The 24,208-nt window shown below is 71.5% G+C and carries 20 protein-coding genes; 14 read left to right on the top strand and 6 right to left on the bottom strand.

Features of this window, described 5'->3' with window-relative positions; genetic code table 11:
• Positions 1 to 130: 130 nt before the first annotated feature.
• Positions 131 to 799, bottom strand: coding sequence for a TetR/AcrR family transcriptional regulator (locus tag ACZ43N_RS16820; RefSeq protein ID WP_468098217.1), 669 nt, complete (start codon positions 797 to 799; stop codon positions 131 to 133).
• A gap of 160 nt (positions 800 to 959) precedes the next feature.
• Here ACZ43N_RS16820 and ACZ43N_RS16815 point away from each other — a divergent pair, with 160 nt between their 5' ends.
• Together ACZ43N_RS16815 and ACZ43N_RS16810 are read left to right on the top strand one after the other, a co-directional pair.
• Positions 960 to 3,296 carry an MMPL family transporter gene (locus ACZ43N_RS16815; RefSeq protein WP_468098216.1) on the top strand — a complete coding sequence of 779 codons (2,337 nt, stop codon included), beginning with the start codon at positions 960 to 962 and terminating at the stop codon, positions 3,294 to 3,296.
• A gap of 242 nt (positions 3,297 to 3,538) precedes the next feature.
• Positions 3,539 to 4,591: a zinc-dependent alcohol dehydrogenase family protein gene (locus tag ACZ43N_RS16810; protein ID WP_468098214.1), complete on the top strand. Its 1,053-nt coding sequence runs from the start codon at positions 3,539 to 3,541 to the stop codon at positions 4,589 to 4,591.
• A 3-nt stretch (positions 4,592 to 4,594) separates the two neighbouring features.
• On the opposite strand, the gene ACZ43N_RS16805 is transcribed toward ACZ43N_RS16810, so the two are convergent.
• The 3 genes from ACZ43N_RS16805 to ACZ43N_RS16795 form a co-directional block, all read right to left on the bottom strand.
• The gene (locus ACZ43N_RS16805; RefSeq protein WP_468098212.1) at positions 4,595 to 5,185 is read right to left on the bottom strand and encodes a GNAT family N-acetyltransferase; all 591 of its coding nucleotides are present in this window, start codon (positions 5,183 to 5,185) and stop codon (positions 4,595 to 4,597) included.
• Positions 5,186 to 5,244: 59 nt separating this feature from the next.
• Positions 5,245 to 5,448, bottom strand: a complete 204-nt coding sequence (locus ACZ43N_RS16800; protein WP_468098210.1) for a helix-turn-helix transcriptional regulator — start codon at positions 5,446 to 5,448, stop codon at positions 5,245 to 5,247.
• A gap of 327 nt (positions 5,449 to 5,775) precedes the next feature.
• Entirely contained in the window at positions 5,776 to 6,693 is a 918-nt protein-coding gene (locus ACZ43N_RS16795; RefSeq protein WP_468098209.1) for a sugar phosphate isomerase/epimerase family protein, read from the bottom strand.
• Between the two features lie 124 nt (positions 6,694 to 6,817).
• On the opposite strand from ACZ43N_RS16795, the gene iolC reads away from it, so the two are divergent.
• Genes iolC through mmsA form a run of 5 tightly spaced genes read left to right on the top strand, consistent with a single transcriptional unit; the run spans position 6,818 to position 12,928 of the window.
• The gene (gene iolC / locus ACZ43N_RS16790; RefSeq protein WP_468098208.1) at positions 6,818 to 7,768 is read left to right on the top strand and encodes a 5-dehydro-2-deoxygluconokinase; all 951 of its coding nucleotides are present in this window, start codon (positions 6,818 to 6,820) and stop codon (positions 7,766 to 7,768) included.
• Positions 7,765 to 8,649 (top strand): Cgl0159 family (beta/alpha)8-fold protein, encoded by an 885-nt coding sequence (locus ACZ43N_RS16785; RefSeq protein WP_468098206.1) that lies wholly within the window; start codon positions 7,765 to 7,767, stop codon positions 8,647 to 8,649. Before iolC ends, ACZ43N_RS16785 begins: the two co-directional genes overlap by 4 nt.
• A 7-nt stretch (positions 8,650 to 8,656) precedes the next feature.
• Positions 8,657 to 9,523: a 5-deoxy-glucuronate isomerase gene (gene iolB / locus ACZ43N_RS16780; protein ID WP_468098205.1), complete on the top strand. Its 867-nt coding sequence runs from the start codon at positions 8,657 to 8,659 to the stop codon at positions 9,521 to 9,523.
• Positions 9,520 to 11,409, top strand: a complete 1,890-nt coding sequence (iolD, locus tag ACZ43N_RS16775; RefSeq protein ID WP_468098204.1) for a 3D-(3,5/4)-trihydroxycyclohexane-1,2-dione acylhydrolase (decyclizing) — start codon at positions 9,520 to 9,522, stop codon at positions 11,407 to 11,409. Before iolB ends, iolD begins: the two co-directional genes overlap by 4 nt.
• Positions 11,410 to 11,425: 16 nt before the next feature.
• Entirely contained in the window at positions 11,426 to 12,928 is a 1,503-nt protein-coding gene (gene mmsA / locus ACZ43N_RS16770; RefSeq protein WP_468098202.1) for a CoA-acylating methylmalonate-semialdehyde dehydrogenase, read from the top strand.
• 101 nt (positions 12,929 to 13,029) lie between these two features.
• Here the strand turns inward: mmsA and ACZ43N_RS16765 are convergent, their stop codons facing one another.
• Entirely contained in the window at positions 13,030 to 13,869 is an 840-nt protein-coding gene (locus ACZ43N_RS16765) for an SCO4651 family lipoprotein (protein WP_468098201.1), read from the bottom strand.
• A 287-nt stretch (positions 13,870 to 14,156) separates the two neighbouring features.
• Between ACZ43N_RS16765 and ACZ43N_RS16760 the strand changes: the two genes are divergently transcribed.
• From ACZ43N_RS16760 to ACZ43N_RS16750, 3 genes are all read left to right on the top strand, one after another.
• A complete protein-coding gene (locus tag ACZ43N_RS16760; protein ID WP_468098200.1) occupies positions 14,157 to 16,817 on the top strand; it encodes an alpha/beta fold hydrolase in 2,661 nt (886 codons plus the stop codon).
• Entirely contained in the window at positions 16,814 to 17,695 is an 882-nt protein-coding gene (locus ACZ43N_RS16755) for an ABC transporter permease (protein WP_468098199.1), read from the top strand. The genes ACZ43N_RS16760 and ACZ43N_RS16755 overlap by 4 nt, the downstream gene beginning before the upstream one ends.
• Positions 17,696 to 17,854: 159 nt before the next feature.
• Positions 17,855 to 19,417, top strand: a complete 1,563-nt coding sequence (locus tag ACZ43N_RS16750) for a vWA domain-containing protein (RefSeq protein WP_468098197.1) — start codon at positions 17,855 to 17,857, stop codon at positions 19,415 to 19,417.
• Positions 19,418 to 19,433: 16 nt separating this feature from the next.
• Here the strand turns inward: ACZ43N_RS16750 and ACZ43N_RS16745 are convergent, their stop codons facing one another.
• On the bottom strand, positions 19,434 to 19,628 hold the full coding sequence (locus ACZ43N_RS16745) for a hypothetical protein (protein ID WP_468098195.1): 195 nt from the start codon (positions 19,626 to 19,628) through the stop codon (positions 19,434 to 19,436).
• A gap of 186 nt (positions 19,629 to 19,814) precedes the next feature.
• Between ACZ43N_RS16745 and ACZ43N_RS16740 the strand changes: the two genes are divergently transcribed.
• The 4 genes from ACZ43N_RS16740 (at position 19,815) to ACZ43N_RS16725 (ending at position 23,831) form a co-directional block, all read left to right on the top strand.
• On the top strand, positions 19,815 to 20,336 hold the full coding sequence (locus ACZ43N_RS16740; protein WP_468098194.1) for a hypothetical protein: 522 nt from the start codon (positions 19,815 to 19,817) through the stop codon (positions 20,334 to 20,336).
• A 561-nt stretch (positions 20,337 to 20,897) separates the two neighbouring features.
• Positions 20,898 to 21,188, top strand: a complete 291-nt coding sequence (locus ACZ43N_RS16735; RefSeq protein WP_468098192.1) for a cold-shock protein — start codon at positions 20,898 to 20,900, stop codon at positions 21,186 to 21,188.
• Positions 21,189 to 21,365: 177 nt separating this feature from the next.
• On the top strand, positions 21,366 to 23,285 hold the full coding sequence (locus ACZ43N_RS16730) for an AMP-dependent synthetase/ligase (RefSeq protein WP_468098191.1): 1,920 nt from the start codon (positions 21,366 to 21,368) through the stop codon (positions 23,283 to 23,285).
• Between the two features lie 201 nt (positions 23,286 to 23,486).
• Complete coding sequence (locus ACZ43N_RS16725; RefSeq protein WP_468098189.1) at positions 23,487 to 23,831, top strand: hypothetical protein; 345 nt, start codon at positions 23,487 to 23,489, stop codon at positions 23,829 to 23,831.
• The last annotated feature ends 377 nt before the right edge of the window (positions 23,832 to 24,208 follow it).

Genomic DNA, 24,208 nt, shown 5'->3' with positions numbered 1-24,208 from the left:
CGTTGCTCCTCATCGGGGTGTGCGGGTACGTGTAACCCTTCAGGACAGCCACCCTATACCCCTAGGGGGTATAAATCCAAGGCGGGGATGCCGGGCCGGATGGGGCGCGCGGGTACAGGGGGGTGCGGGCTCAGGGGGTGCGGGGCGCGGCGGAGGGCGCCGACAGGCCCCTGAGGTGATCGCCCACCATCGGGTCGAGGTAGCGGAGCAGGACGTTCTTCAGCTCCTGGACGTAGGCCTCGCGGTCGGCGCCCTCGCTGGGGAGGACCAGTTCGAGCCCCGCCTTGTAGATGGCCATGCAGACGTGCGCGATGCGCGTGATCTCGGCGGCCGGCCGGTCGGGCAGGAACGGGGAGAGCAGGTCCTCGACCCGGGTGATCAGGGTGTTGTGCAGGGCGTCGTGTTCCTCCGCCATCCGGCCGGGGACGTCCGGGCCGTGCATGAGGGTGAAGAACACCGGGTTCTGGCAGTTGAAGTCGATGAAGCGGTCGACGGCTGCCGCCACGGCCTGCTCCAGTGGGGTCGCGGGATCGACCGGTGCGAGCGCCTCGCCGTACGCCGCCCGCATCTCGGCCATCAGTCGCTGGCCCAGTTCGATCGCGATCGCTTCCTTGTTGGGGAAGAACTGGTACAGGGTGCCCGGTGAGACACCCGCCTCGCGGGCGATCGCGTTGGTGCTCGCGGCCGCGTACCCGATCGACGTGAACACCGAGGCCGCGGCTTCGAGGAGTTGGGCGATGCGGCGCTCGCCGCGGGCCTGGCGGCGGCGCGGCTGTTCCTGCTCCTGGTGGGTGGGCATGCGGTTGTCCCCAGCTTCTCGGACCTGATTGACAAACACGAGTGGTCGCTCGCATTCTGGTGAAACGCGAGCGATCTCTCGTGTTTGCAAGCTTATGGCTTGGCGCTCCCAACTGCCCGGCTGCGCTCAGCACGGATCAGACTGAAGAGGACACCGCACCATGACCGAAGTCAACAGGCCACCCCGACCGGGAGGCTGGACCAGACTGGTGACCGCGCGTCCCCGGCTCTCCCTGCTCGTGGCCCTGCTGATCACCGCCCTCGCGGTCGTCGCGGGCGGCGATGTCGCCGACCGCCTGAGCAGTGGAGGCTGGGAGGACCCCAAGGCCGAGTCCACCTATGCGACCAAGGCGTTGCAGCGCGAGTTCCCCGACTCCCAGCCCAACCTGTTGCTGCTGGTCGACGCGGGCGACGCCTCGGTCGACGATCCGGAGGTCGCCGCCGAGGCGAAGCGGCTGACGGAGCGGCTCGCCGCCGAGAAGGGCGTCACGGGCGTCGGCTCCTACTGGCTGACCGGTGCTCCCACCCTCCGCGCCGAGGACGGCCGGGAGGCGCTGATAGCGGCCCGCCTGACCGGCGACGAGACCACGATGAACAAGACGCTGGACCGCATCACGCCCGAGTTCCGCGGCACACACGGCCCGGTCCAGGTCAAGGTCGGCGGCATCGTGGCCGTGCGCCACGAGATGCAGACGATCATCCAGGAGGACCTCCTGCGCGCCGAGCTGATCGCCCTGCCGGTGACCCTGGTGCTGCTGGTGATGGCCTTCGGCAGCGCGGTCGCCGCCCTGCTGCCGCTGGTCGTGGGCGTCGTCGCCATCCTCGGCACCAATGCGATCCTGCGCGGCCTCACGGAGCTGACCGACGTCTCGATCTTCGCGCTGAACCTCACCACGGCCATGGGCCTCGGCCTCGCGATCGACTACGCGCTGTTCATCGTGCGCCGCTTCCGGGAGGAGCTGTCCGTCGGCGCCGAACCCGTGGCCGCCGTGGCCACCACCCTGCGCACCGCCGGGCGCACGGTCCTCTTCTCGGCGCTCACGGTCGCCGTCTCACTGGCCGCCATGGCGGTCTTCCCCCAGTCCTTCCTGAAGTCCATCGCCTACGCCGGAATCGCGGTCGTCCTGCTCGCCGCGGTGGCGGCCCTGGCCGTGCTCCCGGCGGTCCTGGTGCTGCTGGGCGAGCGGGTCAACGCCCTCGACCTGCGCAAGCTGTTCAAGCGCCGCAGGGCCGAGGGGGCTCCCGCGCGGGAGGAGGGTGCCGCCTGGGGCCGCACGGCCGCCTTCGTCATGCGCCGCGCCCCCTTCTTCGCCATCGCCACCACCGCCGGCCTGGTCCTCCTCGGGCTGCCCTTCCTCGGCGTGAAGTTCGGCTCGGCCGACGACCGTCAGCTTCCCTCGTCCGCCGAGTCCCGTGTCGTCCAGCAGCACATCCGGGAGGACTTCCCGGGCACCCCCGGCGGCGGCCTGGAGATCCTCGCCGAGGGCGGGGCGACCAAGGCCGAGTACGCCGCGTACAAGGACGCGATCGCCGCCCTGCCCGATGTGCTCCGGGTGGACGGCCCCGTGGTCGACGGCGACGCGGCCTACTTCGCCGTCCAGCCGAAGGGCGACGTGGTCGACGAGGCCGTGCAGGACCTGGTCCACGACATACGGGCACAGGCGGCCGACGCCCCGTTCAAGACGTCGGTGACGGGCGCGGGCGCGGTCCTGGTCGACACCAAGGCGGCGATAGCCGGCGGCCTGCCCCTGGCGCTCTCCTTCATCGCCGTGGTCACCCTCCTGCTCGTCTTCCTGCTGACCGGCAGTGTGCTGGTCCCCCTCCAGGCGGTCCTGCTCAACGCGCTCAGCCTCACCGCGATGTTCGGCGCGATGATCTGGGTCTTCCAGGAGGGTCACCTCTCCGGCCTGTTGGGCTTCACCAGCTCCGGCTCCATCGAGACGACCCTCCCGGTGCTGATGTTCTGCGTGGCCTTCGGCCTCTCCATGGACTACGGCGTCTTCCTGCTCTCCCGCATCAAGGAGGAGTACGACCACACCGGCGACCACACCGCCTCCGTCCGTTTCGGCCTCCAGCGCACCGGCGGCCTCATCACCGCCGCCGCCGTCATCCTGGCCGTCGTGATGATCGCCATCGGCACCTCACGGGTGACGAACACCAAGATGCTCGGCCTGGGCCTCGCCCTCGCCGTGCTCATGGACGCGATGATCGTGCGCAGCCTGTTGGTGCCTGCCGTCATGCGGCTCACGGGTCCCGCCACCTGGTGGGCCCCGGCTCCGCTGCGCAGGTTCCACGCACGGTTCGGCCTGAGCGAGGGGGAGTCGGCCCCGCCCGCGACCGTGGCCGACACCGGGACCGAGGCCGAGAGCACCACGCCCGCCCCGACCACCGCGTCCGAGAAGGTCAAGGCGAGCGACCGCGGCGAGGAGAGCGGCGTCGAGAAGGAGAGCGGCGCCGACCGGCAGAGCGACCACGACAAGGTGGAGATCTCCGGCTGAGGGCTGTCCCGTGATCCGCGGTGGATCAGGGCACGGCGTCGGATGCTGGGGGCACCTCCCACGCCGTTCAGACAGTGGGGGAGCGTCGCAAGGCGGAGGGGCGTCCGCGAACCGGACGTGTGCGGGCGTTCCGGCAACGCGGCGAGGTGGCGTAGCCGGCGTCGTGCGCCCGCCGGTGGTTACGGCACAGCCCTTAGCCTTCACCGGAAGGATCTTTGGCCGGTCGGTGAGGGTGAGGGCGTATGCGCGCGGTGGTGTTCGAGCGGTTCGGCGAGCCGGCCGAGGTACGGGAGGTGCCGGACCCCGCCCCGGCGGCCCACGGCGTGGTCGTACGTGTCGAGGCCACCGGACTGTGCCGCAGCGACTGGCACGCCTGGATGGGTCACGACCCCGACATCACCCCGCCGCACGTCCCCGGCCATGAGCTCGCCGGGGTGGTCGAGGAGGTCGGCGCCCGGGTGACCCGCTGGCACCCCGGTGACCGGGTCACCGTCCCGTTCGTCTGCGCCTGCGGCGCCTGTGCCGCCTGTGCGGCCGGGGACCAGCAGGTGTGCGAGCGGCAGACCCAGCCGGGGTTCACGCACTGGGGATCGTTCGCCCAGTACGTGGCCCTGGACCACGCCGACGTGAACCTGGTGGCACTGCCGGACGGACTGTCGTACGGCACGGCGGCCTCCCTGGGCTGCCGGTTCGCCACGGCGTTCCGGGCGGTGGTCGCGCAGGGCCGGGTCGCGGCGGGCGAATGGGTCGCCGTGCACGGCTGCGGAGGAGTGGGCCTGTCCGCGGTGATGATCGCGGCGTCCGCCGGGGCCCAGGTCGTCGCCGTCGACGTCTCGCCCCAGGCCCTGGACCTGGCGCGGACGTTCGGCGCGTCGGCCTGCGTGGACGCCTCGACGGCGGGGGACACGGCCGAGGCGGTGCGCGACCTCACCGGCGGCGGCGCCCATCTCTCGCTGGACGCCCTCGGCTCCCCGGTCACCTGCGCGGCCTCGGTCGGCAGTCTCCGCCGCCGCGGCCGCCACGTCCAGGTGGGCCTGCTCCCGTCGTCGACCGGCACCACCCCCGTCCCCATGGCCCGCGCGATCGCCCTGGAACTGGAGCTCCTCGGCAGCCACGGCATGGCGGCCCACGCCTACCCGCCCATGCTGGAACTGGTCCGCTCGGGTGTTCTGCGCCCCCACCTCCTGGTGACATCGACGATCCCGCTGGACGCGGTCCCCGCGGCGCTCGCCGCGATGGGCACCGCACCGGGCAGCGGGGTGACGGTCATCGAGCCGTGGGCGGAACGGCTCTGACGGTCAGCGAGCCGTGACGTCGGCCCGGTCGGTCCCCGGCCGTCCACGATGCGCGGTCCACTCGGGGGCGAGGATCGACATCCGTACGGCGTCGATCCACTGCCCGTCCTGCCACAGCGACTGCCGCTCCACGCCCTCGGCCACGAACCCGGCCTTCTCGTAGGCGCGCCGGGCCCGGGGATTGTGGGTGAAGACATACAGCGAGACGCGGTGCATACCGAGTCGTTCGAAGGCGTGGCCCGCCGTCAGCCGCACGGCCTCCGTGCCCAGCCCCCGGTCCCGCCCGCCGGGACCGATCAGGATGCGGAGGCAGCAGCTGCGGTTGGGCTCGTCCCACTCGTTGAGCACGACCTCGCCCACCAGCTCACCGCTCGCCCGGTCCACGATGCCGAGATCGAGACGGTCCGTCTGCTCGTTGCGGTTGCCGTACCAGGTGCGCAGCCGCTCCGGCTCGTACGGTCCGTCCTGGCTGCCGGTGAGCCGGATGACGTCCGGGTCGGCCAGGATGCGGGCCATCACGGGGGTGTCGTCCGCGGCGAAGGGACGCAGGGCGGTCCGCTCACCGGTGAGCACGGGTTTCACGGAGAAGCTCATCCCGGCATCCTTGGCAGCGGGCGGAGGCCGGAGCAAGCGATTAACCCTGAGCGTGGTGGTCAGTCGACCTGCCTGCGCCCGCGGTTGCCCGGTCTGGAAGCGACCCAGGCACGGACCGTGTCCGCGTACCAGTAGGGCTTGCCGGCCTCCACATGGTCGGGCGGCGGCAGCAACCCGTGTTTGCGGTACGAGCGGACGGTGTCGGGCTGCACACGGATGTGCGCCGCGATGTCCTTGTACGACCAGAGGCGTCGGTCGGTCATCTGTGGCACCTCCCCGCGCGCACCGCGGTGGCGGCCGGGAAGACCGTCGGGGGAGCCGGGCGCTGCGCTGGCGATCACAAGCCTGTGCTCGCTCAACGACGCACAGTGATCACCGGGAAGCTGCAGTGGGCCACACGTGACACAACCCCCGCGTACGCGTGACATCTGTGACAAAGGGGTGTCATTTGCGACCGTGGTGACGAACGAGGGTCACCCGCAAAGCCGTCGCCCGCCCCCGAAGGGGCGCGGGGAACTGCGCGACAGGCCACGACGAACCCGCGGCCTCGAACGTCCCACAGCCCCCACTCCCTCCCGAGCCCAGGAGACCTACGCCCCGCAACTCCTCAGGAACGCCCGCGTCCTCTTGGCGATCGGCAGCGGAGCGTCCGGCTCGCACGGGTACATGTCCTGCTCGACGATCGCGAACAGATCCACGTCCAGCTTCTGCGCGGCGGCGAGCACCGGCCCCAGCTCGGGTACGCCCTTCGGCGGCTCGCACATCACACCCTGCGCGACGGCGGGCCCGAACGGCGTCCCCTTGGCCCGGACGTCCGCCAGGATCTCGGGGTCGACCTGCTTGAGGTGCAGGTAGCCGATGCGCTCGCCGTACGTCTCGATCAGCTTGACGCTGTCGCCGCCGCAGTAGGCGTAGTGCCCGGTGTCGAGGCACAGCGACACCACCGAGGAGTCGGTGCCGTCCAGGAAGCGGACGACGTTCTCCTCGCTGTCGATGTGGGTGTCGGCGTGCGGGTGGACGACGATCTTCAGGCCGTACCTCTCCCGCACCTCCCGCCCGAGCCGCTCGGTGAGCTGGGTCAGGTGCCGCCACTGCTCGACGGTCAGCTCGCTGGGCTCCAGCACCTCGCCCGTCTTGTCGTCCCGCCAGAAGGAGGGGATGACGACGAGGTGCTCGGCGCCCATGGCCTGGGCGAGGACCGCGTTGTCGGCGACGTGCGCCCAGGTCTTCTCCCAGACGTCGGGGCCGTGGTGCAGCCCGGTGAAGACCGTGCCGGCCGACACCTTCAGGCCACGTTTGGCCGTCTCCTCGGCGAGAACGGCGGGGTCCTTCGGCAGATAGCCGTAGGGGCCCAGCTCGATCCACTCGTAGCCGGCCGCCGCCACCTCGTCGAGGAAGCGCTGCCAGGGGACCTGCTGAGGGTCGTCGGGGAACCACACACCCCAGGAGTCGGGCGCCGAGCCGATCCGGATGCGCGAGAGTGAGGACTGAGGTGACAACGACGTCATGGCGGCCAGCTTCAGGCCGGAACCGAAAGGTGTCAATAGGTAGTCCGAATGTCTGGACAAAACATTGACAGGGCCGCTCTCGCGGAGCTAGACCTTGACGCAACCGGAGCGTGAAGGGAACTCGATGGCGTACGACCTGATCACCATGGGGCGGATCGGTGTGGACCTCTATCCGCTGCAGACGGGGGTCCCGCTGCCGCAGGTGACGTCCTTCGGGAAGTTCCTCGGCGGGTCGGCGACGAACGTCGCGGTGGCCGCCGCCCGTCTCGGCCGCGACACCGCCGTCATCACCCGCACGGGCGAGGACCCCTTCGGCGAGTACCTCCACCAGGCGCTGCGGGACTTCGGCGTCGACGACCGCTGGGTGACGCCGGTCCCCGGCCTCGCCACCCCGATCACGTTCTGCGAGGTCTTCCCCCCGGACGACTTCCCGCTGTACTTCTACCGCCGCCCCAAGGCGCCGGACCTGGAGATCGACGCCCACGAACTGGACCTCGAAGCCATCCGCGCGGCCAGGATCTTCTGGGTCACCGGCACCGGTCTGAGCGAGGAGCCGAGCCGTACGGCGACGCTCGCGTCCCTCGCCCACCGCGCCAAGGCCGGTCCGACGGTCTTCGACCTCGACTGGCGCCCCATGTTCTGGGCCGATCCCGCCGCGGCCCGCCCGTTCTACGAGGAGGCCCTGCGGCACACCACCGTCGCCGTCGGCAATCTGGACGAGGTCGAGGTCGCCACCGGCGTCCGCGAGCCGCACGCCGCCGCCGAGGCCCTGCTGGCCGCCGGGGTGGAACTCGCGGTGGTGAAGCAGGGCCCCAAGGGCGTGCTGGCGGTGCACCGCGACGGCACGACGGCCGAGGTGCCGCCGCTCCCGGTGAACGTCCTCAACGGGCTGGGCGCGGGGGACGCCTTCGGCGGCTCCCTCGTCCACGGCCTGCTGAACGGCTGGGAGCTGGAGCGCGTCATGCGGTACGCCAACGCCGCCGGCGCCATCGTCGCCTCCCGCCTGGAGTGCTCCTCCGCGATGCCCACCGAGCAGGAGATCGAAGCCGCGGTCACGGCGGGGGAAGTGCGGTGAGCGTCGACGTCTCCGCCCTGGTCCGCACCAGGGTCCACCACCCCGAGGCGATCGCCGAGGCCGCCGCCCGACGCGTCCGCCGCCCCCTGATCGGCGACTCCGGACGGCTGATGATCGTCGCAGCCGACCACCCGGCCCGCGGCGCCCTCTCCGTCGGCGACCGCAAGCTCGCCATGGCGAACCGTGCCGACCTCCTCGAACGACTCTGCCTGGCCCTCGGCCGGCCCGGCGTCGACGGGGTTCTCGCGACCGCCGACATCCTCGACGACCTGCTTCTCCTCGGCGCCCTCGACGGCAAGGTCGTCATGGGATCGATGAACCGCGGCGGACTCGCGGGCGCCTCCTTCGAACTGGACGACCGTTTCACCGGCCACCGCCCCGAGGACATCGAGCGTCTCCGCTTCGACGCGGGGAAGCTGCTGCTGCGCGTCGACTACGACGACCCCGGCTCCCTCGACACCCTGGAGTCCACCGCGCATGCCGTGGACGCCATGGCCGAGCGCCGGCTTCCCGTCTTCGTCGAGCCGTTCATCAGCCGCCGTGACCCCGTCACCGGCAGGGTCAGGAACGACCTGAGCGCCGACGCGGTCACCAGGTCGATCGCCATAGCGGCCGGTCTCGGCGGTACCTCGGCCTACACCTGGCTGAAGGTGCCCGTCACCGAGAACCCCGACGACATGGCCCGGGTCATGGAGACCTCGACCCTGCCCGCCGTGCTCCTCGGCGGCGATGTCGGCGAGGACCAGGAGGGCGCGTACGAGAAGTGGCGGGGCGCGCTGCAACTGCCCACCGTGCAGGGCCTGGTGGTCGGCCGCTCGTTGCTCTACCCGGCGGACGACGACGTGACCGCCGCCGTGGACACCGCCGTCGGACTGCTGTGAGGGCCTCATGACACACAAGACCGAGCTGCACGTCCCCAAGGGGACGACCGCCCACGGGGACTACACCCTCGACATCGACCCCGAGCTGGCCGGCTGGACCCACAGCAGCCTGCGCGTCGTGGAGTTGGAGCCGGGCGGTACGCACACCTTCAGCACGGGGGACAGCGAATGGATCGTGCTGTCCCTGAACGGCGCCTGTACGGTTCGGGTATCGGAGGATCCGAGTGAACCGGACGAACCGGACGGCGACGGTACCGCAGAGTTCGACATCCTGGGCCGCGAGGACGTGTTCGCCGGAGTCTCCGACTTCGTCTACGCGCCCCGCGACTCCCGGGTACAGATCGCCTCCGGCGCGGGAGGCCGCTTCGCTTTGGCAGGAGCGAGGTGCGAGCGACGACTCCCCGCCCGCTACGGCCCCGCGCCGGAGGTTCCCGTCGAAGAGCGCGGCAGCGGCAACTGCGCCCGCCAGGTGCGCAACTTCGCCTCCGCCGACGCCTTCGAGTGCGACAAGCTCATCACCGTCGAGGTCATCACCCCGGGCGGCAACTGGTCCTCGTACCCGCCGCACAAGCACGACGAGAACCGGCCGGGGGAGGAGACCGAGCTGGAGGAGATCTACTACTTCGAGATCGACGGCCCGAACGGCTTCGGCTACCAGCGCGTGTTCCCCTCCCGCGAGGGCGGCTCCGACGTGCTCGCCGAGGTCCGCTCGGGTGACGCCGTCCTCGTCCCCGACGGCTGGCACGGCCCGTCCATCGCGCAGCCCGGCCACAGCATGTACTACCTGAACGTGATGGCCGGTCCGGGCACCGAGCGGCAGTGGCGGATCTGCTTCCACCCGGACCACGTAGAAGGCACAGGGGGATACCGATGACCACCCGGACCACGCGGCTCACCGTGGCGCAGGCGCTGGTGCGGTTCCTCGCCGCCCAGTACACCGAGCGTGACGGCGAGCGGCAGCGGCTGATCGGCGCCACCTGGGGCATCTTCGGCCACGGCAACGTCGCGGGCCTCGGTCAGGCGCTGGTCGAGTACGCCGACGTCATGCCGTACCACCAGGGCCGCAACGAACAGGCCATGGTGCACGCGGCCGTCGGCTACGCCCGCCAGTCGGGCCGGCTGTCCACACATGCCGTGACCACGTCGATCGGCCCCGGCGCCACCAACCTCGTCACCGGCGCCGCCCTCGCCACCATCAACCACCTCCCGGTGCTGCTCCTGCCCGGCGACATCTTTGCCACCCGGCCGGCGGACCCGGTCCTCCAGCAGCTCGAAGTGCCGTACGCGGGCGACATCAGCGTGAACGACGCGCTGCGCCCGGTGTCGCGGTACTTCGACCGGGTCACCCGCCCCGAGGCGCTGATCCCGGCCGCCCTCCAGGCGATGCGGGTCCTCGCGGACCCCGTCGACACGGGCGCCGTGACCCTCGCCCTGCCGCAGGACGTGCAGGCGGAGGCGTACGACTGGCCGGAGGAGTTCTTCGCCGAACGGACCTGGCACGTACGGCGGCCCGCCCCGGACCCGGCCGAACTGGCCGACGCGGTACGGGTGATCCGCGAGTCCCGCCGTCCGCTGATCGTCGCCGGCGGCGGTGTCCACCACGCCCGCGCCGAGGAGGCGCTCGCCGAACTCGCCGAGGCCACCGGCATCCCGGTCTCCTCCACCCAGGCGGGCAAGGGCTCCCTGCGGTACGACCACCCGCAGGACGTCGGCGGCATCGGCCACACCGGCACCGCGACGGCCAACGAACTCGCCCGCACCGCCGACCTGGTGATCGGTGTCGGCACCCGGTACACGGACTTCACCACCGCCTCCGGCACCCTCTTCGCCGCCGACGGCGTCCGCTTCCTCAACCTCAACATCGCGCCCTACGACGGCCACAAGCTCTCCGGGCTGCCGCTGATCGCGGACGCACGGGCCGGCCTCGAAGAGCTGGCCGAGGCGCTGGAGCTGCACGGCCACCGGGTCGCGGACGCGTACGTCGCCGAGTACGGCGAGGACAAGCAGCGCTGGGAGCACCGCGTCGACGCCTGCTACGAGGCGGAGGAGCCGGACACCCGGCCCACCCAGGCCCAGGTCCTCGGCCTCCTCGACGAGATCGTCGACGAGAACGACATCCTCATCAACGCGGCCGGCTCCCTCCCCGGTGACCTGCACAAACTGTGGCGGGCGCGGTCGCGGGACCAGTACCACCTGGAGTACGGCTACTCCTGTATGGGCTACGAGATCCCGGCCGCGATCGGTGTCCGCATGGCCGCTCCCGGGCGCCCGGTGTGGGCGCTGGTCGGCGACGGCACCTATCTGATGATGCCGACGGAGATCGTCACGGCCGTCCAGGAGAACGTGCCGATCAAGGTGCTGCTGGTGCAGAACCACGGGTACGCCTCCATCGGCGGCCTGTCGGAGTCGGTCGGCGGGGAGCGGTTCGGCACCGCCTACCGGCACCGCAACCCGGACGACGGCACGTTCACGGGCGCTCCGCTGCCCGTGGATCTCGCCGCCAACGCGGCCAGCCTCGGCATGCGCGTCCTGCGCACCAGGACCGTCCGCGAGCTGCGCGCGGCCCTCGCCGAGGCACGGGCCGCCGACACTCCCACTTGTGTCTACGTGGAGACCGAAACCGCAGACACAGTGTCGGGCCCGCCCCCGGCGCAGGCCTGGTGGGATGTACCTGTGGCCGAGACCGCGACGCGAGCGTCGGCGGTCAAGGCACGCGAGGAGTACGACCGGCACGTCTCTACCCGACGCCGCCATCTGTAAGAAGGAGTCTTTCGGCATGACGAAGATCGTCAACCACTGGATCGGCGGCAAGACCGTCGAAGGCGCGTCGGGTACGTTCGGTCCGGTCACGGACCCGGCGACCGGCGCGGTCACCACCAAGGTCGCCTTCGCGACCGTCGACGAGGTCGACGCGGCGGTACGCACCGCCAAGGAGGCCTTCGTGACCTGGGGCCAGTCCTCGCTGGCCCAGCGCACCTCGATCCTGTTCAAGTTCCGGGCGCTGCTGGACGCCAACCGGGACGCGATCGCGGAGCTGATCACCGCCGAGCACGGCAAGGTGCACTCGGACGCGCTCGGCGAGGTCGCGCGCGGCCTGGAGATCGTCGACCTGGCGTGCGGCATCACCGTGCAGCTGAAGGGCGAGCTGTCGACGCAGGTCGCGAGCCGCGTGGACGTCTCCTCGATCCGCCAGCCGCTGGGTGTCGTCGCGGGCATCACGCCGTTCAACTTCCCGGCGATGGTCCCGATGTGGATGTTCCCCATGGCCATCGCGTGCGGCAACACGTTCGTGCTGAAGCCGTCCGAGAAGGACCCCTCGGCGTCCATCAAGATCGCCGAGCTGCTGGCCGAGGCCGGTCTGCCCGACGGTGTCTTCAACGTCGTCCACGGCGACAAGGTGGCCGTCGACCGCCTCCTGGAGCACCCGGACGTCAAGGCGGTCTCCTTCGTCGGCTCCACCCCGATCGCCCGCTACATCCACACCACGGCCTCCGCGAACGGCAAGCGGGTCCAGGCCCTGGGCGGCGCCAAGAACCACATGCTGGTCCTCCCGGACGCCGACCTGGACGCGGCGGCCGACGCCGCCGTCTCCGCCGCCTACGGCTCGGCCGGTGAGCGCTGCATGGCGATCTCCGCGGTCGTGGCGGTCGGCGCGATCGGCGACGAGCTGGTGGAGAAGATCCGTGAGCGCGCCGAGAAGATCAAGATCGGCCCCGGCAACGACCCGACCTCCGAGATGGGCCCGCTGATCACCAAGGTCCACCGCGACAAGGTGGCCTCGTACGTGACGGGTGCGGCGGCCGAGGGCGCCGAGGTGGTCCTCGACGGCACCGGCTACACGGTCGACGGCTTCGAGGACGGCCACTGGATCGGCATCTCGCTCCTCGACAAGGTGCCCACCACCGCCAAGGCCTACCAGGACGAGATCTTCGGCCCCGTCCTGTGCGTGCTCCGCGTGGACACCTACGAGGAGGGCATGTCCCTCATCAACGCCTCGCCCTTCGGCAACGGCACCGCGATCTTCACGCGGGACGGCGGCGCCGCCCGCCGCTTCCAACTGGAGGTCGAGGCCGGCATGGTCGGCGTGAACGTCCCGATCCCGGTCCCCGTCGGCTACCACTCCTTCGGCGGCTGGAAGGACTCCCTCTTCGGCGACCACCACATCTACGGCAACGACGGCACCCACTTCTACACCCGCGGCAAGGTCGTCACGACCCGCTGGCCCGACCCGGCCGACGGCCCGACCGGCGTCGACCTGGGCTTCCCGCGCAACCACTGAGCGCGTACGGCGCCCCGTCCCTCCCTCCACGGGAAGGGGCGGGGCACCGCCGTGTCCGGCCGGGGATCAGCCCTGGCCCGCCGAGTCCGGTCGCCCCCGCATCAGCGCTGCTGCTCGAGGTTCTCCCGCAGGGCCTCGGTGACATCGGCGGTCTCCGCGGCGGGCGGGACCTTCACCTCGGCGGTGGCGCCGAACTTCTCGAAGTCCATGGTGACGGTCAGGGCGCCCATCTCCTGCCGCAGCCGGACCGGCAGGTCGTCGGCGCCGACCCACACATCCATCGTGACCTTGTCGACGCCGCCGGTCGCCCAGTCCACGACGCTGCCCTCGCCGGAGAAGGCGTCGCTGAACCTGCCCAGCTGCTTCCTGCCGAGCACGGCCCGGTAGTGGGTGGCGGCCCGCCCGTCCACACGCTCCTGGCCGAGGTCCTCAAAGCCCTTCGCGTACTTGAGGCTCCGCATGGACGCCGCCGGGCCGGCCCCGCTGCCGCCGCTGAAGGCCCGGGCGCCCTGCGGGCCGAACACCGCCGACCCGTCGACCTTCAGCCACTCCTTGCCCTTGTAGGGACCGGAGGTCATGGGGTCGACGTTGTAGTGGTACGCGCCGTCCACGAAGAGGGCGTGGATGGTCGGGTCGTCCGTCAGGTCCTGCATCCCGGCGGCGCTGGTGTCCATCTCGATGTCGTACGCGTAGCCGTCGCCCCAGGAGTACGTGCCCTCCATGGTGACCGGGCCGTCGCCCGTGTCGGCGCTCACCTCGACCTCGGCGGAGCCCAGCTCCTCGGTCCGGTCCGTGGCCCGGCTGAGCGCCGCCAGAATCGCGTCGGACTTGTCGACCGTCTCGGCGGCCCGCTTGACGCGCTCCGCGCCGCCGCACGCCGTTGTCGCCAGGAGCGCCGTCGCCGTGACCCCCACCCAGGCCGCGGTCTGCCGCAGCTTCATGTGCCCCACCCCGAAGATCCCTGCCCCTGCCGGACACGTGTGCCCACTGTGAGCGGCGCCTCTATCCGGCCCCACCGACCCGCCGGCCACGGATGAACGGCGGGGCCGCCGAAACCCGGCTTGTTCGCGTGCTGTCGGTCCGCCTGACAGGTTGCTGTCAGTCCGCGCCGCGCCTCCGCGTACCGCGACCGCTGTATGTCGAAATCCGCCCGTACGACTGTGGGATGGCCCACTGATCCGACCGGAGGCTGCCGTGGGGTGCCTAGGGAGCCCCGTACCGTTGACGCATGGATCTTCGACTGTCCGGACCGCGAGTGCGAAGGGCGCTGCGGCGGAGGCCGCGGCGCACCCTCGCCGCCGTGGCGGCCGTCGCCGTGCTCGCCGGGGCCGGCACGTGGACGGCCACCGCCTCGGACGAAGCGGCGCCGGTGAAGCGCACCGACCAGGTCATGGCCATGGCTGAGGGCGTACGCATCGACACCTCGTACTTCACCTCCGGCTCGGACGGCCGCCGCCCGGCCGTCCTGCTGGGGCACGGCTTCGGCGGCAGCAAGAACGACGTACGACGGCAGGCCGAGGACCTCGCCCGCGACGGCTACGCGGTGCTGACCTGGTCGGCGCGCGGCTTCGGCGACTCGACCGGAAAGATCGGGCTGAACGACCCGAAGGCCGAGGTCGCCGACGTCTCCCGGCTGATCGACTGGCTGGCGAAGCGCCCCGAGGTCCAGCTGGACAAGGACGGCGACCCGCGCGTGGGCGCCGCCGGCGCCTCCTACGGCGGGGCGATCGCCCTGCTGGCCGCCGGGTACGACGACCGGGTCGACGCCATCGCCCCGGCGATCACGTACTGGAACCTCGCGGACGCCCTGTTCCCCAACGGTGTGTACAAGAAGCTCTGGACCGGCCTCTTCTTCAACACCGGCGGCGGCTGCGCCAAGTTCGAGGCCGACCTGTGCGCGATGTACGAGCGGGTCGCCGAGGCCGGATCTCCGGACGCGGAGGCGGTCAAGCTCCTGGAAGAGCGCAGCCCCGAGGCCGTCGGCGACCGCATCAAGGTGCCCACGCTGCTGCTCCAGGGCCAGACCGACTCGCTCTTCCCGCTCGGCCAGGCCGACGCCGCCGCCAAGGCGATCAAGGCCAACGGCGCTCCGGTCGACGTCGACTGGATCTCCGGCGGCCACGACGGCGGCGACATGGAGACCGGCCGCGTCCAGTCCCGCGTCGAGGCCTGGTTCGACCGCTATCTGAAGGGCGACAAGACCGCCGACACCGGCTCCGCGTTCCGCGTCACCCGCACCCTCGGCACCGGCTCCGGCGACGGCGAGCCCCGTCTGAGCGGCACCACCGACGACACCTACCCGGGCCTGGACGGCGACCGTCGGTCCATCGCCCTCGCCGGACGCGAGCAGAGCTTCGAGAACCCGGCCGGCGCCAGCCCGCCCGCCGTGTCGGCCCTGCCCGGCATCGGCGGCGCGGCCGGCGGCCTCTCCCAGCTGTCCTCGCTCGGCGTGAGTCTCTCGCTGGACTTCCCCGGCCAGTTCGCCGCGTTCCAGTCGAAGCCCGTCACGGACGACCTCCAGATCACCGGCTCACCCACGGCCACCGTCCATGTGAAGTCCACCAGCGACGACGCCGTGCTCTTCGCCAAGGTCTACGACGTCGGCCCGGGCGGCGTCTCCCAGGTGCTCCCCTCCCAGCTCGTCCAGCCCGTACGGGTCGAGGGCGCCAAGGCCGGCAAGGACGTGAAGCTCACCCTCCCCGCCATCGACCACGAACTCGACGACGGGCACAGCCTGCGTCTGGTCCTCGCCTCCACCGACCTCGGCTACGCCTCCCCGGCCGCCCCGGCCACGTACACCGTCTCCCTGAAGGGCGAGCTGGAGGTGCCGACCCCGTTCGGCGGGGCCGACCGCTCGGACATCCTGCCCGCCTGGGTCTGGTACCTGCCGATCGGCGGCGCGGCCGTCGCGGCCGTCCTGCTCGTCACGGGCCGCCGCCGCGTCGTGCCCCCCGCCCCCGACCCGACGCTCGCCGAGGTCCCCCTCCAGATCACCGACCTCAGCAAGAAGTACAAGAACGGCGACCGGTACAGCGTCCGCGATGTGTCCTTCCGCGTCGAGAAGGGCCAGGTGCTCGGTCTCCTCGGCCCGAACGGCGCGGGCAAGACCACGACCCTGCGCATGCTGATGGGGCTGATCCAGCCGGACGGCGGTGAGATCCGCGTCTTCGGCCACGCGATCGTGCCGGGCGCGCCCGTGCTGTCCCGCGTCGGCGCCTTCGTCGAGGGCGCGGGCTTCCTCCCGCACCTGTCCGGCCGGGAGAACCTGGAGCTGTACTGGCGGGCCACCGGCCGTCCGGCCGAGGACGCCCACCTGGACGAGGCGCTGGAGATCGCCGGCCTCGGCGACGCCCTCGCCCGCGCGGTGCGCACCTACTCCCAGGGCATGCGCCAGCGCCTGGCCATCGCCCAGGCCATGCTCGGCCTGCCCGACCTGCTGATACTCGATGAGCCGACGAACGGACTCGACCCGCCGCAGATCCGTGAGATGCGCGAGGTCATGATCCGGTACGCGGCGGCGGGCCGCACCGTCATCGTCTCCAGCCATCTGCTGGCGGAGGTCGAGCAGACCTGCACCCACCTGGTCGTCATGGACCACGGACAGCTCGTCCAGGCGGGCCCGGTCGGCGAGATCGTCGGCTCCGGCGACACCCTGCTGGTCGGTACCTCCGCCCCCGTGGAGGAGCCCGTCGTCGACAAGATCGCCGCACTTCCGGGCGTCGACTCGGCCGTACGCACCGACGACGGCCTGGTCGTGCGCCTGGACGCGGACGGCAGCGCCCAGCGCCTGATCGCCGAGCTGGTCCGGCTGGAGGTCCCCGTCGACGCGGTCGGCCCCCACCGCCGCCTCGAAGACGCCTTCCTCACCCTGATCGGAGAGTCCGCATGAGCACGCTGGCCGAGCGTGCCGAGCACGCAGAACCCGCCGAGGTCGCCGACGGCTACCGCGCGGGCCGCACCCTGCCCCTCGGGGTCGAGCTGGTCCGCCAGCTGAAGCGCAGGCGCACGATGGTCATGGGCGGCATCCTGTTCGCCCTGCCGGTCATCCTGGTGATCGCCTTCCAGATAGGCGGCACCCCGGGCGAGGGCAACAACCGGGTCAACCTCATGGACACCGCGACGGCGTCCGGCGCGAACTTCGCCGCGGTGAACCTCTTCGCCGCCGCCGGGTTCCTGCTGGTCATCCCGGTCGCGCTGTTCTGCGGCGACACCGTCGCCTCGGAGGCCAGCTGGTCCTCCCTGCGCTACCTCCTCGCGGCGCCCGTACCGCGCGCCCGGCTGCTGTGGTCCAAGCTCGTCGTGGGCCTCACCCTCAGCCTCGCGGCGCTGGTCCTGCTCCCGGCGGTCGCCCTCGCCATCGGCACGGTCGCCTACGGCTGGGGCCCGCTGGAACTGCCCACGGGCGGCGAACTGGCCTCCGGTGCCGCCGCCCAGGCCCTGGTGATCACCGTGGGGTACATCTTCGTGTCCCAACTGGTCACCGCCGGCATGGCGTTCTGGCTCTCCACCAGGACCGACGCCCCGCTCGGCGCGGTCGGCGGCGCCGTGGGCCTCACCATCATCGGCAACGTCCTCGACGAGGTGACCGCCCTCGGCGACTGGCGCCACTTCCTGCCGGCGCACTGGCAGTACGCCTGGCTCGACGTCGTCCGACCGCAGCCCGACTACACCGACATGATCCAGGGCGTCTCGGTCTCGGTAACGTACGCGCTGGTCCTGTTCGCCCTGGCCTTCCGCGGTTTCGGCCGCAAGGACGTGGTCTCGTAGGTCAACGGAGGATCACCCACCGGTCTCGACGGGCACCCGCCGTGGCCGCTTCGAGACGCATCCGCAACTCCCTGTCACGCACCATCGGGCCTCCTCGGCCGTCACAGTCACAACAGTCGCCCGACGACAGGGCGACGGACGACGTGCCGAGGGGGCCCGATGCACATGTATCGCAGCACAGGGACGACACGACGACTGACCACCGCACTGCTCGCCCTGGGCACGGCCGGGGCCCTGCTCCTCACGGGCTGCGGTCAGACCGGCGAACGCGGCAACTCCTCCGCGTACGACCGCTCCAAGGACGGCGGCCGCACCGCCGACGGCTTCCCGGCCCCGGCCCCCGACGGAACCGGCACCGGGGAGCAACCGGACGACGAGTCCGGCGACATCGCGCCGTCGCCGGACCATCTCTCCACCTTCGCCCTGGACGTCGACACCGCCTCCTACGGCTACGCCCGCCGCACCCTTCAGGACGGCAGCCTGCCCGCCCCGTCGACGGTCCGCCCGGAGGAGTTCGTCAACAGCTTCCGCCAGGACTACGAACGCCCCGACGGCGACGGCTTCTCGGTCACCGTGGACGGCGCCCGCACCAGGGACGACGACTGGTCCCTCGTCCGCGTCGGCCTCGCCACCCGTGCCGCCGAGAGCGACCGCGAACGGCCGCCCGCCGCCCTCACCTTCGTCATCGACGTCTCCGGTTCCATGGCCGAACCCGGCCGCCTCGACCTCGCTCAGGACGCCCTCGGCAAGATGACCGACCGGCTCCGCGACAACGACTCCGTCGCCCTCGTCACCTTCAGTGACACCGCCGAGACCGTCCTGCCGATGACCCGCCTCGACGACAACCGGGCCAGGATCCACGACGCCATCGACAGCCTGGAGCCCTCCGACTCCACCAACCTCGGCGCGGGCGTCGAGAGCGGCTACGAGACCGCCGTCGAGGGCCTGCGCGAGGGTGCCACCAACCGCGTCGTCCTGCTGTCCGACGCCCTCGCCAACACCGGTGAGACCGACGCCGACACCATCCTCGAACGCATCGGGAGCGAGCGCCGCGAACACGGCATCACCCTCTTCGGCGTCGGCGTCGGCAGCGACTACGGGGACGCCCTCATGGAACGCCTCGCGGACAAGGGCGACGGCCACACCGCGTATGTGTCCAGCGAGAAGGAGGCCGAGGAGGTGTTCTGCGAGCAACTCCCGCGCCACGTCGACCTGACCGCCCGTGACGCCAAGGCCCAGGTCACCTTCGACCCCGAGACGGTCGAGGAGTTCCGCCTCATCGGCTACGACAACCGGCAGGTCGCCGACGAGGACTTCCGCGACGACTCCGTGGACGGCGGCGAGGTCGGCCCCGGCCACACCGTCACCGCCCTCTACGCGGTCAGCACCAGGCCGGGCACCGAGGCCGGCCACCTCGCCACGGCCACCGTCCGCTGGCTCGACCCCGACAGCCGCATCCCGCACGAGGAGTCCGAGGGCATCGAGGCCTTGGCCCTCCACGGCGATCTGTGGACCTCGCCCCGGGGCCTTCAGGTGGCCGTCGTCGCCGCCTACTTCGCGGACGCCCTGCGTGACGGGGACGGTCGCGGGCCGGGGCTGCCGGGCCGGCCGCCACTCGGACGGCTCGCGGAGCGGGCGTGGGAGCTGGCCCGGGACCACGAGGACGACGACCTGCGCGGCCTCGCGGAGGCCATCGAAGCCGCCGACGCGCTGCACGGTTGAGGCCACCGGCGCTGCGTCACCGCTCGTCCTGCGCGTCGTCGGTGCCGTCGCCGCACCGGCCGGCACCGTAGTCGAGCCGTCGCGCCGTCTCCACCAGGGCGTCCAGGGGAGTTTCGCCGCCGGAGCGGCGCCGACGGGGCAGCGCACGGACCTTTCGCCAGAGCCATGGCCATGGCCGACGGAGCCGAGCCCATGGGGAAGTGTCGTTCATATGCTTGGATGATCTTCAATGGGCAGTGAACGGAATGAATCCGGTTCCGAACGCTCCAGGGGAATTCGCCACGGTACGCCACCCCTTCCGTCGGACGCGAGTATCCATCAGCATGAACAGGCCGGGTCTGACCAGCCTTGGCGCTGAGGGGGAGAACGCCGTGTCCGACGGATCCGGAGGAACCTCATGCGCACCATCAGCGGGCAGGCCACCGAGTGGCTCGCCGCCGCCGCGACCGATCCCCGCGACTGCAAACGGCGGTGGCACGGAGAAAGCGGCGTCGCGGTCCTGGCCTGCGGACGTTTCTGGGATGTGCTGAGCGTGCCGGAGGAACTGGGCGTCCTGGCCCTGGACGCCCTCCTGCGTGTCGCGCAGACACCCGGTCCCGTGCTGGCGGACGCCGTCGCCCGCCGAGTGGGTTTCTTCCTGCCGCCGGATCCCGCGGGCCGCTGGGTCGGCAGGGACGTCAGATACCTGGGCAAGGACGCATGGATCACGGTGCCGGCCCCGCATCGGGTGTCGGGACGCCTGCGCTGGCTGGTCCGCCCCGACGACGGGGGAACGCTCTTCGTCCCCGACGCCGTCGAAGCGGCCCTTCAGCAGGCCCTGGGCACACTCGCGGCCCAGGCCGTCACACGGCGGCGGTGTCCGGTGTGCGGATCGCGGACCGAGGAGACCCGCCTGCTCGGCGGCGGCCGGTCCGGCTGACGATGAAGGGCCCGAGGTCGGCTTGACGCCTCGGGCGGCGAGCCGACGACCGGGTTGCCCCGGATTCGCGGGGCCGCGTGACGACGTGGCCGCACACTCTCGGCACACACGCCGGTGCCGTGGTGTGCACGCCCGTGCCGAGAGCCGCCTGGTGCCCGCCTGATGGCGTGTGAAGAGAACGGCGTGGAGGGGCGGACCCCCGGCGCAGGCGCTGAAAGGCGGCCCGTGCGGCGCCGGTTCGCCCTCGCGTTCGAGGAGGAGGTCTTCTGAAGTGACTGTGCGACGCATGTCTCCGTCAATGCCTTTGCGCGGTCGAGCGATACGCACGCTTCCCGGCATTGCCCGCATCGAAGGAGAGCGAGTCCCTCGTTCGGGGCCATCAGTTCGTCGGACAAGCGGATCGCCGTCCTTGGGCACCCGGTCAGGCCGGTGGCGCCGGGAGAACGGGACGCGCGGCAGCGACATGACGGAGAGGTCTCGTGTGCCGGACGCACGCGGGTCCAGGACAAGGCGTGGACGCGTGCCGGACGCGCGTCCCGACCGGAGCGCCGGAAACCGGGGGTGGCTGTGCCGAGTGGCGTCGTGAAGTGGTTCGACCACGACCGGGGAGTGGGTGTCATCGCGCGGGACGGCGAGGCACCGGACGTCGCCGCCTGCCGCTCCGCCGTGCACGGCCGCGCCGATCGCACACTGCTCGCGGGCGAGCGGGTGTTCTTCGACATCACCGAGGACTCGTCCGGCATCCGGGCCGACAACATCTGCCGGGTCGCGCCCGGTGTGGTGCGCCGTCCCTCGGACGAGGGCCCCGCGGACCGCGTCACATCGGCGCCGCCGGCCCCGACGTTCTGCTGAACGTGCGCGCCGACAGGGCTCCCGGCCGTTCGCGCCGGGGGCCCTCGCTCGGCGGAGGGCCTTCGGGACGTTCTGCACCGAACCATTGAAATTTCATTACTTGCCGGTAAGTTATCTGTCCGGCAAGCACACCAGGTATGAGGCAGCATGCCGGCACAGCCGCGACCGGGAGCCGTCATGGGCGTACGCAAGGATTTGAAGCAGGCGAAGCAGCGCAGCGACCTGGCGGGCCGTCTCACGGTCGAGGTCGTCACGGACGACCACGGTGTCGTCCGCGAGGCACGCACTCCTGTCATGGCACCGCGGCCGACGACCGGAAGCATGGCCGACCTCCCGTTCGTCAACGCGACCGAGGCTCCCGGTGCCGTGGTGCTCCGCCGCAAGGAGGCCGGCACCTGGCGCCCGGTCTCGGCCGCCGAGTTCGCCCAGGAGGTCACCGCCACCGCGAAGGGACTCATCGCGGCCGGCCTCGAACCGGGCGCCCGTGTCGCGGTCATGTCCCGCACCCGCTACGAGTGGACGGTCCTCGACTTCGCGATATGGGCGGCCGGCGGCCAGAGTGTCCCCCTCTACGCCACGTCGTCGGCCGAGCAGATCGAGTGGATCGTGCGGGACTCGGGGGCCCGCCTCATGATCGTGGAGACCGCCGAGAACGCGGCGGCCGTGCGTGCCGGCACCGCCGCCCACTCGGTGCCGCCGCGCTGTTGGCAGCTCGACGAGGACGCGATGTCCCAACTCGCCGCCCTCGGCAGGGACATCCCGGACACGGAGGTCGCCAAACGCCGCGCCGCCCTCACCCCCGACACAGTCGCCACCGTCTGCTACACCTCCGGCACCACGGGCCGGCCGAAGGGCTGTCTGCTCACCCACGCCAACCTGCACGCGGAGGCGGCCAACACGGTCGAGTCGCTCCACCCCGTCTTCAAGGCGGTCACCGGCCAGACCGCCTCCACCCTCCTGTTCCTGCCGCTCGCCCACATCCTCGGCCGGACGATCCAGATCGCCTGTCTCATGGCCCGCATCGAGATGGGCCACTGCCCGAGCATCAAGCCCGCCGAACTCCGGCCCGCACTCAAGGAGTTCGGGCCCACCTTCCTGGTCGGCGTGCCGTACCTCTTCGAGAAGATCCACAACACCGGGCGCGCCACCGCCGAGCGGATAGGCCGCGGCGCATCCTTCGACCGCGCGCACCGCATCGGCGTCCGCTTCGGCGAGGCGCACATGAACAAGTTCCTGGGCCGGGGTCCGGGCCCCGGCCTCGCCCTGTACGCCGCGTGGGCGCTGTACGACCTCCTGGTCTACCGCCGCATCCGCAGAGAGCTCGGCGGCCGCACGCGCTATGCCATCAGCGGGGGCTCCCCGCTCGACCGCGACCTCAACCTGTTCTTCTACGCCGCCGGGATCCTTGTCTACGAGGGCTACGGCCTGACCGAGACCACCGCGGCCGCCACCATCGTTCCGCCCCTGGGCCCCCGCCCGGGCACGGTCGGCCGGCCCGTTCCCGGCACCGCGATCCGTATCGCCGACGACGGCGAGGTGCTCATCAAGGGCGGCATCGTCTTCGGCTCGTACTGGAACGACCAGGCGGCCACCGACGCCGTCCTGGCCGACGGCTGGTTCGCCACGGGCGACCTGGGCTCCCTCGACGAGGACGGCTACCTCACCATCACCGGCCGCAAGAAGGACATTTTGATCACCTCCGGGGGCAAGAACGTTTCTCCTGCCGTTCTGGAGGACCGTCTGCGCAGTTGCCCGCCGATCGGCCAGTGCATCGTCGTCGGCGACAACCGCCCGTTCGTCGGTGCCCTGATCGCCCTCGATCCCGAGGATGTCGCCCACTGGCTCTACGTCCGCGGCATGCCCGCCGACACCCCGCTGTCCGAGCTCGTCTCCGACCCGCGGATGCGCGCCGACGTGCAGAAGGCCGTGGACTACGCGAACCGGGCGGTCTCCCGTGCCGAGTCCATCCGCGAATTCCGCCTCGTCGAGGGCGAGTTCACCGAGGAGAACGGCCTGCTCACCCCGTCTCTCAAGATCAGACGGCATGCGGTGACGGAGGCGTACGGGAAGGAGATCGCGGCACTGTACGGCGACTGACTCCCCGCACACACCAGCGACGAGGTCACGACGGTTCGGTCACTCGGTAGGCGGAGCCCGGAAGTTGCCGGGCGTGGCACGTTGCGGGGCTCAGGGCACCGTGGTCGCATCTCTCGAAAGGCGCAAAAGGGATCTCCTGGCGCCTTATCGAGGGCAGGCCGCCGGCGGGCGGTCTGCCCCTGTGACAACGTGGAAGGACCCATGCCTCACCTCATGCTTCGCTCGGCGGCCACCGCGCTCCTCGCTTCCGCGCCCCTGTGGACGGTCGCGCCCGCTCAGGCTGCCGTGCAGCAGAACTTCCCCTGTGACGTCGGCCTTCGGAAGGTCAGCAGCAGTGAGACCACCACGATCGACGTCAACGTCACCTGCTCCAAGGCGCGGACCGTCGGTGTGACGATCACCTCGGGTCGGACCGAGCTGGCGAAGGCCGACCTCGCCGTGAAGGCGAAGGTGCGGCGCACCCTCAGTGTCACCGTGCCGGAGGTCCGGCAGGTCTGCGCCACGGCGCGGACCGGCGGCAAGAGCCTGACGATCTGCAGCGGCTGACGGCGCTGCCTCGACGGCGTCCGTCCGCGGGCGCCGACTTGAGAGGCACGGCCGCCGCCGCCCGCTCCCCGCATGCGGGGAGCGGGCGGCGGCGGCCTTTTTGTGTCCATCGCCCGGCAGCGGCAGCGGCCGGTGCCTGGGAGTTGCCGCCCGCGGCGACAGCGCTCCGGCCGCCGCTCTCTGCGCGGCGCTGGGGCCCTGAGCGGGGCCCAGGGCTCAGTGCCGGACAAAGGGAGTCGCCCACCGGTGGTTCTCCCGGCAACCGCCCCCTGTGAACTACCGGACGCTGTTGGTTTATTCGGGGGCTGGTCCTACTTTGCCCCGTCGAGCATGAGCTCGGCGGGGCAAAGTGCTGCGAAGTGGCTGGTGCGGGTGCG

This window comes from Streptomyces sp. NPDC030814 (assembly GCF_055572155.1).
This window is presented reverse-complemented; position numbering and strand designations above follow the sequence as displayed.